This is a genomic window from Nguyenibacter vanlangensis, assembly GCF_013376155.1.
In the GTDB taxonomy this organism is placed as follows: Bacteria; Pseudomonadota; Alphaproteobacteria; order Acetobacterales; family Acetobacteraceae; genus Gluconacetobacter; species Gluconacetobacter vanlangensis.
Genome location: NZ_JABXXP010000509.1, coordinates 1 through 2,059, shown reverse-complemented (window position 1 = coordinate 2,059; position 2,059 = coordinate 1). Strand labels below are relative to the sequence as shown.

3 protein-coding genes are annotated in these 2,059 nt (G+C 69.4%); all 3 read right to left on the bottom strand.

Annotated features, from left to right (window positions below; all coding sequences use genetic code 11):
- Positions 1 to 196, bottom strand: a 196-nt coding sequence (locus HUK84_RS15950; protein ID WP_176641162.1) for a DeoR family transcriptional regulator, incomplete at its 3' end; no start/stop codon positions are given.
- Between the two features lie 115 nt (positions 197 to 311).
- A complete protein-coding gene (locus HUK84_RS15945; RefSeq protein ID WP_176641161.1) occupies positions 312 to 1,724 on the bottom strand; it encodes a sensor histidine kinase in 1,413 nt (470 codons plus the stop codon).
- The coding region (locus HUK84_RS15940; protein ID WP_176641160.1) for a winged helix-turn-helix domain-containing protein at positions 1,714 to 2,059 on the bottom strand (346 nt) is incomplete at its 5' end. The genes HUK84_RS15940 and HUK84_RS15945, both read right to left, overlap by 11 nt.

Sequence of the window (2,059 nt, the reverse complement as noted above, 5' to 3'; positions counted from 1 at the left end):
CGGTCGCGCGCGCGCCGCCGCTGGTGCGGATGGCCAGGCCCTGGTCCTCGAGATAGGCGAGGTCGGCGCGGATGGTGACCGTGGAGATGCCGCATTCGCGGGCGAGCGCGTCGACCCGCACCTGTCCCTGCTGCCGGATCCGTTCGGCGATGTGCAGGCGGCGTTGCAGGACCGTGCTTCGGGTACCGATCGACATGGCGCGATCATCTTTCATATCGAAAGAAAGGACTTTCGATGTGAAGCTGTATGCGCCTGCCGGGGGGAGGGCGCAACGGCGTTGCTGCCGTTTCACGCCGACGTGTTCGGGATTTTTACAGAGTGCTTCGGACGGCCGCGGCGAAGGTCAGGGTGCAGCGCAGGCCGGGGTGGTTATCGTCCAGCGTGAGTTCGGCATCGTGCAGCCCGGCGATCGCGGCGACCAGGCTGAGGCCCAGGCCGTTGCCCGGCGTCGTGCGGCTGGATTCCAGCCGGAAGAAACGTTGCAGGACCTTCTGCCGCAGGCCGGCGGGAATGCCCGGCCCGGTATCGCTGACGGTGATGTGGACCCGTTCGCCGGTGCGCCCCGCGTCGAGGGCGAGCGCCGCGCCGGGGCCGGCATGGGTGATCGCGTTTTCGATCAGGTTGGCCACGAGCTGGGTCAGCAATTCGGGATCGCCCTGGACCGGCAGGGGGAGGGGGCCGGGCTGGAACGTCATGGTCTGGCCGCCTTCCTCGGTGACGGGGGCGTAGGCTTCGTGCAGGGTTTGCAGCAGCGGGCGCAGGTCGAGCGCGGTGAAGCCCGCGCGCCGGCTGCCGGCCTCGATCTGGGCGATACGCAGCAGGGCGGAGAAGGTGGACAGGATGCGGTCCAGCTCGCCCCCCGCGCCGGCCAGCGCCTCGCGCAGGGCGTCGCGGGTCAGGTCGTCGCGTTCGGCCAGTTCCAGCTTCTGCCGCAGGCGGGTCAGGGGCGTGCGCAGATCGTGGGCGATGTCGTTGGTGACCTGCGACAGGTTCAGCATCAGGGTGGCGATGCGGTCGAGCATGGCGTTGAGGCTGTCGGCGAGATGGTCGAATTCGTCGCCGCCGCCGCCGCGCGCGATGCGCTGCGACAGGTCGCCATCCATGATCGCGCGGCTGGCCACGCTGATCCGTTCGACCTTGCGGGCCATGCTCATGCTGAGCAGAAAGCCGGAGACGAGCCCCAGCGCGAGGATCGGCCCCAGGCACCACAGGAAGGCGCGGGCGAGGGACTGGCGCATTTCGGCGACCGAGTAGACGTTCAGTCCGACGAACAGGAAGCGTCCGTCGGGCAGGACGCGGCCCTGGCCGTGGAGGACGGTCGGTTCGGGATTATTTTCATGGCCCAGGCGATGGTCGCGCAGCATCAGCCGGATCCCGGGCACCGGGCGCAGCGCGTGCATGTTGCCGGCCAGCGGTTTGCCGTCGGCCGATTGCAGAAGGTACTGGAATGCCGGCGAGCGGCGGGCCAGGGAATCGATGACCGTCTTGTACGGATCGCCGTGGAGCGCCGGGTCGGCGGCATCGGCCATTACCTCGGCCATCTCGGCGGCGATCGAGGCATCGACCTGCCGCGTCATGAAGCCGGTCGCCGACCACAGGATGACGACGAGCAGCGCCATCCCCGCCAGGGCGAAGAACGCGGCGTAGGCCAGGGTGAGGCGGAAGACGGTCGTGCGCCACAGCCGCCAGCCGCGCCGCGATCCGGCCGGCGCGCTAACCGGCAACGGGATCGGGCGCGCGCAGGCAGTATCCGGCGCCGCGGACGGTGTGGATCAGTTCGACATGGCCGCGATCGACCTTGCCGCGCAGGCGGCTGATATGGCTTTCGACCAGGTTGGTCAGCGGGTCGAAATGGAAATCCCAGACCAGTTCCATCAACATCGCCCGCGTCAGGACCTGGCCGGCATGACGCATCAGGATTTCGAGCAGCTTGAGTTCGCGCGGCTGCAGGTCGATCGCCTTGCCGGCGCGGGAGGCGGTGCGGGTCAGCAGGTCGACTTCCAGGTCGGCGACCCGCAGCACGGTTTCGCGCGGGCCGCGGGCGGCGCGCCGGCCCAGC